6 protein-coding genes are annotated in these 5,319 nt (G+C 57.3%); 4 read left to right on the top strand and 2 right to left on the bottom strand.

The window, feature by feature from the left end:
* Window positions 1-317 (top strand): GNAT family N-acetyltransferase (locus tag VIL80_RS12455; protein ID WP_332036429.1); only part of this gene is annotated, 317 nt, incomplete at its 5' end.
* Between the two features lie 93 nt (window positions 318-410).
* Here VIL80_RS12455 and VIL80_RS12450 read toward each other — a convergent pair.
* Window positions 411-1,094 carry a winged helix-turn-helix transcriptional regulator gene (locus VIL80_RS12450; protein WP_332036428.1) on the bottom strand — a complete coding sequence of 228 codons (684 nt, stop codon included), beginning with the start codon at window positions 1,092-1,094 and terminating at the stop codon, window positions 411-413.
* 182 nt (window positions 1,095-1,276) lie between these two features.
* Here VIL80_RS12450 and VIL80_RS12445 point away from each other — a divergent pair, with 182 nt between their 5' ends.
* Window positions 1,277-1,501, top strand: coding sequence for a tautomerase family protein (locus VIL80_RS12445; RefSeq protein ID WP_280320786.1), 225 nt, complete (start codon window positions 1,277-1,279; stop codon window positions 1,499-1,501).
* Between the two features lie 109 nt (window positions 1,502-1,610).
* Here the strand turns inward: VIL80_RS12445 and VIL80_RS12440 are convergent, their stop codons facing one another.
* The gene (locus tag VIL80_RS12440) at window positions 1,611-2,372 is read right to left on the bottom strand and encodes an SDR family NAD(P)-dependent oxidoreductase (protein ID WP_332036427.1); all 762 of its coding nucleotides are present in this window, start codon (window positions 2,370-2,372) and stop codon (window positions 1,611-1,613) included.
* A gap of 256 nt (window positions 2,373-2,628) precedes the next feature.
* Here VIL80_RS12440 and VIL80_RS12435 point away from each other — a divergent pair, with 256 nt between their 5' ends.
* Window positions 2,629-4,794 carry an extracellular catalytic domain type 1 short-chain-length polyhydroxyalkanoate depolymerase gene (locus tag VIL80_RS12435; protein ID WP_332036426.1) on the top strand — a complete coding sequence of 722 codons (2,166 nt, stop codon included), beginning with the start codon at window positions 2,629-2,631 and terminating at the stop codon, window positions 4,792-4,794.
* A gap of 306 nt (window positions 4,795-5,100) precedes the next feature.
* On the top strand, window positions 5,101-5,319 hold a 219-nt coding region (locus VIL80_RS12430), incomplete at its 3' end, for a hypothetical protein (protein WP_332036425.1).

The raw sequence follows: 5,319 nt of genomic DNA, 5'->3' as shown, positions 1-5,319 counted from the left end.
TTTGCAATATAGACAATAAACCAGTTGGGTTTGCGGTTTACTTTTTTAATTACTCGACCTGGCTAGGCAAGAATGGTCTCTACCTGGAGGATTTATACATTTCGCCAGAGTACAGAGGCGCTGGTGCCGGCAAGGCTCTTTTGAAGCACTTGGCAAAAATAGCCGTATCCAAGAACTGCGGCCGCTTCGAGTGGAGTGTGCTTGACTGGAATGAACCCGCAATACGGTTCTATCAATCCATTGGCGCAAAATCTCAAGACGAATGGGTCGGTTACCGCTTGGCTGGAAACGCCCTGGAAGAGTTTGCTAATAGCTAGAAACATATAACAAAGCCGCCAACGACCAGCCCAGCTACGCTGGGCTTGGCCCTTCTCCCACCCTGGGGTTTCTACACAGCCATTCCCTTCAGCCTAAATCTGCCTGGCAGAAGGAATCCCCGCAAAAATGCTATCCGATATCCAACTCTGGATATTCCGCGTGAGCGCCGACGGCCCCACCAGTTTCATGCGGTTATCCGAGATGGCCTCGCGGTAGCTCTCATCCCCCATCCAGCAATTCACCATGGTGCGCAAGTCTGTGGTCAGGTACACATCGACTTCTTGCCCGGGGTCTTCCAGGCAGATATCCACGTTGCTGCCCTTGACCATCAGCCACCAGCTGTGGAGCTTGTCCAGATCGGTGAAGCGGAACTGGATGACGGACTGATCGCCCGGCAGCATGTCGGTCTTGATGCTGCGCTGCAGGTACAGCATCAGCAGTTCTACATCCAGGTCGCTGTCGCGGATGTCGCCGCGGGCCCAGCGCATACCCCACTCCCCCACCAGCTGCAGCATCGGCAGTGTCTCTTTGCCCGCCTGGGTCAGGAAGTATTCATTACCCCGCTGCCCGGGAATCTTCTTGCGCAGGATGAGCTCGGCGTCCCCGAGTTCTTTAAGGCGTTTGGTGAGGATGGTGGGAGAGATTAACGGCAGGCCGCGCTGCAATTCGCTGAATCGCGTGCCGCCCATATGCAGTTCGCGCAGGATCAGCATTGTCCAGCGCTCCCCAAGCAGATCCATTGCTTTGGCTATGGGGCAGAATTGACCGTATTCCATGGTGTGCTCCGCTGTAACAGGCTTTTCAGACTGTAGTTTGTTATTTGTAGTTGGTTACTACAGAAAACGTAGTGAGATGCTACATCCCGCAAAGCATCGCCAACAAGCCGCCCTCACTAATCTACTCCCATCAGAGCACGGTGTTCTGATTACTTATCAAACACGGACTTAGGAGAACTATCATGCCGTTGATTACTGTAAACCTGATCGAAAACGTATTCAGCCAGGAAGAGAAAGCCGAAATCATCACCCGCCTGACCGACACCATGGTCGCCATCGAGGGCGAGCACATGCGTTCGGTCACTTGGGTAAAGATTGAAGAAGTGCCAGAAGGCCTGTGGGGTATCGGGGGTATGGCGCTGACCGCCCCAATGGTGCACAAGCTGCAACGGGATGGCGCGCTGTAAGCCATTCACGACACAGGAACGCCGGCCCCCGCCGGCCTTCCTGACTGCCTGCCAACCTGCTCTCCCCGCCCACTTCCCTCTTGCCTTTTGTGCGTATTTTCAGGGTCAGCTAGGCATTTGCCCCGCCATCGATCAGCATGGCCGTCCCGGTAATCTGACGCGCCTGATCTGAACACAGGAAAGCGCATAATGCGGCGACTTCCTCTGGCTTGGTAATGCGCCCTGTGGGCACATCCGCGTTATTTGTTGCCATGGCCTCTTGATAATCAACTCCCCTTTGCGCTGCTTCGTTTACCAGCATCGGGGTATCTACATCGCCCGGGCAAACAGCATTAATAGTCACACCATCCTTTGCATGATCTAACGCCATGGACTTGGTCAGCATCACCAATCCCCCCTTACTGGCGCAATAGGCTGCGGCATTTCTACCGGCATTTAGCCCCCAGTCAGAGGCAATGTTCACAATGGCTCCCCTGCTCTGGGTGAGATAAGGCAGCGCCCCGCGGGAAAGGTAAAAAGGGACATCCAGATTGATGCGCATGGTTTCCGCCCAGCAGGCGTCATCCGTTTCCTGGGCAGTTTTACGCTGGATGATCCCGGCACAATTGATCAAGGCATCCAGCCGGCCAAACTGACCGATGGTTACTTCCACCAGGGCGTCACACGCGGCGCTATTTTCCAGTTTGCTGGCATGCATAGAACTTCCCGGCAATTCCTGCTGTAGCGACAGCAACTTCTGCTGATCGCGCCCTGCCAACATCACCAGCCAACCATCTTGCGCAAAGCGGCGGGCGACGGCCCTGCCAATGCCAGAACTGGCCCCCGTCACCAATACGGTTTTTCCAGATGCGCCATGTTGGGTGACCGTCATATCTATTTCTCTACTATTGAGCCGATTGAGTTTTTATTTTGAAACTGAATGCCAGGCCATACAACCAGTGAGCAATGAGCGCCAAACTGCGAACCACCCGACATTTCCGGCGCCGTTCTACAACCTTGGTCTAGTGGCCGCCATCTGGCCCGCGCATAAGCTTGGAGGGCAAACGTCGTCTGCGCGATTTGCTTGCTGCCTAGCGCGTATATCGTTTGTGCAGTCAAACATAATTCAAATAATGAAGGTACTAGCGATGAACGATAATCGACCGCCCCACAAGGGCGTCCTTACCCTATTCCTGTTATTTCTATCCGGGCTCTTTGCCACTGTTGCCAGCGCGGGCAGCTGGCAGCAGAGCCAGTCCATCGGCGGTTTCAATTCCGTGCATGTGTATACACCGGACTCGGTATCGTCCATCGGTAGCGGCAAGGCGCTGATGATCGTGTTGCACGGCTGTTCCCAGCCCACCAGCAATTACCTCACCGCCAATCTGGAAGATGCGGCAGAGCAGTACGGCATGGTGATCGCGGTGCCGGATGCCATGAACAAGGCCGGCTTTAGCTGCTGGTCCTACTGGCAGGGCACCAAGTCGCGCACCGCCGGCGACTACAAGAACCTGATTACTCTGGCCAACACCATGAGCGGCGACACCAGCCGCAATATCGACCCGGACCAGGTGTATATCGCCGGCCTGTCTTCCGGTGCGGCCTTTGCCAACACCACCGCCTGCCTGGCCCCGGACGTGTTTGCGGGTATGGGCGTGGCCGCCGGCCCCAGCATCGGCACCAGCTCCAATGGCGCCCTCGGCCCGTGTGAGTCCGCGGACGTGGCCACGCGCTGCAACACCTATGCGGGCAGTTACAAGAGCCACTTCGCCACCCAGATAGCGTCCATCGCCCAGGGCGATGCCGATACCACGGTGAACCAGTGCTACAACGAACAGAACTCCGACGGCATGGCCGGGGTTTACGGCGTGACCAAGCTGAGCGGCACCAACACCATCAGCGAGGGCAGCACCCGCACCGCGGATGAAACCCTGTGGCAGGACGGCCGCGTTTCCATGCTGTGGCTGAACGATGTGCCCCACGCCTGGTCCGGCGGTGAAGGCGCCTCCGGCGGCTACATTTCGGCGAAGAGCATCAACTACGCCTCCTACCTCGGCCAGTACTTCGCCGCCAACAACAAGCGCGTCGACCGCAACAGCGGGCCGGCAATCTCCAATCTTGCCGCCAGCGAAAGCAGCAGCCTGCTGACCATCAGCGGCAATGCGGTGGATGCCGAGGGCAGCGTGACCGCTGTGGCCATCACCATCAGCAATATCGATAGCGGCTCGCCGGTGGTGGTGGAAACCCTGAGCGTGGCGTCAGTGGATTCCGCCGGCTTCTTCAGTGCGACCAGTTCCACCCTGGCGGATGGCCTGTATCAGGTAAGCGCGGTGGCGACAGACAATGAAGGCGCGGATGGCGATGCGGCCAGCATCATCACCCGCGTGGGACCAGAGCCGGCGGCGACCGCACCAGTGCTGAGCGATACCACAGCCAGCGTCAGCGGCCAGTGCGCCACCGTCACCGGCACCGTGGTGGATGCGAACCAGAACCTGGCCTCCGTGGTGGTTGCATTTACCAGCGGCAACGTGACCGCGAGTGTTGTCGGCAACGGCTACTCCGCCCAGGGCTGCAATCTGCCGGGTGGCGAAAACACCGCGACGGTTACCGCCACCGACGACACCCAGCTCGCCAGCCAGGCCAGCGTCACCTTCACTATCGATGCCGGCCAGACCGGTGATTACAACTTCCATATCAGCGCCGGCCATATCACCTGGGGCGTGGGCTACTCGGCCTGTTACCTGGCATTCGGCACCAGCCCGTTCACCATGCGCGAGTATCCGTCTGGCGGCGACTGCAAGTGGATTGCCGACGGCGACAGCAGCTGTGCCGGCCCGGTTCAGGCCTGCTCCACCAGCGGCGGCGGCGAACAGCCCACCGACACCGATGGCGATGGCGTGGAAGACGCACTGGATAACTGCCCGAACACGGCGAATGCCAACCAGGCAGACAACGATGGCGACGGTATCGGCAATGCCTGCGACAGCACCCCGGACGGTGAGCCGGTGGACAGCGACAGTGACGGCGTGAACGACAGCGTCGACAACTGCCCCAGCGTTGCCAACGCGGGCCAGGAAGACAACGATGGCGACGGTATCGGCAACGCCTGTGACAGCACCCCGGACGGCGATGTGACCTGTACCGAGTACACCGCCAACAACTACAGCCACGTACAGGCAGGCCGCGCCACCACCAACGGCAGCTACGCCTATGCGGTCGGCTCCGGCGACAATCTGGGTCTGTACAACCTGTATGTGACCAGCACGCTGGCAGAGACCGCCGCTGGTTACTATGTGAAGGGCAACTGTCCCTGATCCTTATGAAACTGCCCTTGCTGCAAGTGCAGTAAGGCGCAATCAAGCTTAGGCTGTTGGCCATCCCTGCCCTCGCTTTATGCACGGGTTTGGATGGCCCTTTTCATCAGTAGATATTTAAAAAATCCAAGCCGGTCAGGCGTTTTTATTTTCATGAGCGGTTACATTTTGGACTGTAGCACCGCACGCCAATTTATTAATGATTCCTGTGCCTGCTTTCTTCAGTGAGCTTCTACGACCATTGTTTGCACTGAATCCCTAAGGCATGCTACGGCTATTACAAACATACCGAAGGATGGGCAAGGGATGGCTATCTGGCGCGGCAAAAGTATGCATGGATCCGACGGTCTTAAAGTTCATGTCGAGTGGGAAGTTTTTGGCGGCATGAAAAAACATAAAAATATTGCGAATGAGTCTGTTGAACTTGCGCGAAAATATGTAAATGACGCCTACAACGGACTGCAAGGAAATACATTTCAACAACTGCCTGAAGCCGTTCAAAACACAATGACGAAGTACTTCTGT

The sequence above is a fragment of the Microbulbifer sp. genome (assembly GCF_036563125.1).
In the GTDB taxonomy this organism is placed as follows: Bacteria; Pseudomonadota; Gammaproteobacteria; order Pseudomonadales; family Cellvibrionaceae; genus Microbulbifer.
The sequence above is the reverse complement of the archived record's forward strand: the minus strand, read 5'-3'. Positions and strand labels throughout refer to the sequence as shown.

Bases quoted from the DNA above. Each gene is read 5' to 3' on its own strand.
- VIL80_RS12435 (WP_332036426.1), top strand. From the start codon at position 2,629: ATGAACGATAATCGACCGCCCCACAAGGGCGTCCTTACCCTATTCCTG.
- VIL80_RS12450 (WP_332036428.1), bottom strand. From the start codon at position 1,094: ATGGAATACGGTCAATTCTGCCCCATAGCCAAAGCAATGGATCTGCTT.
- VIL80_RS12445 (WP_280320786.1), top strand. From the start codon at position 1,277: ATGCCGTTGATTACTGTAAACCTGATCGAAAACGTATTCAGCCAGGAA.
- VIL80_RS12440 (WP_332036427.1), bottom strand. From the start codon at position 2,372: ATGACGGTCACCCAACATGGCGCATCTGGAAAAACCGTATTGGTGACG.